Genomic DNA, 232 nt, shown 5'->3' on the forward strand with positions numbered 1-232 from the left:
TCGCCCAGCACCTCGCGCAACCGGCGCAGTGCGTTGCTCACGGCGGGCTGTGTGATGGCCAGTTTCTCGGCGGCGCGGGTCAGGTTGCGCTCGGCCATGACCTCGTCAAAGACGCGCAGCAGATTGAGATCCAGCGTACGAAAGTTCAATGGCTGCATGCCGCAATCATCACGCAGATGAATATGGGTGATTCAGCATATAAATTAGACACAAACCAGGGTAAACCCTAATA

General features: G+C 56.0%; 1 protein-coding gene. It reads right to left on the reverse strand.

Annotated elements, in window-relative coordinates; genetic code table 11:
* Nucleotides 1-158: LysR family transcriptional regulator (locus ACTHSX_RS10915; protein ID WP_440379691.1), on the reverse strand; the 158-nt coding region annotated here is incomplete at its 3' end.
* Between the last annotated feature and the right edge of the window lie 74 nt (nucleotides 159-232).

It is taken from the genome of Neisseria sp. P0014.S002 (assembly GCF_051958295.1).
GTDB classification, from domain to species: domain Bacteria; phylum Pseudomonadota; class Gammaproteobacteria; order Burkholderiales; family Neisseriaceae; genus Neisseria; species Neisseria flavescens_B.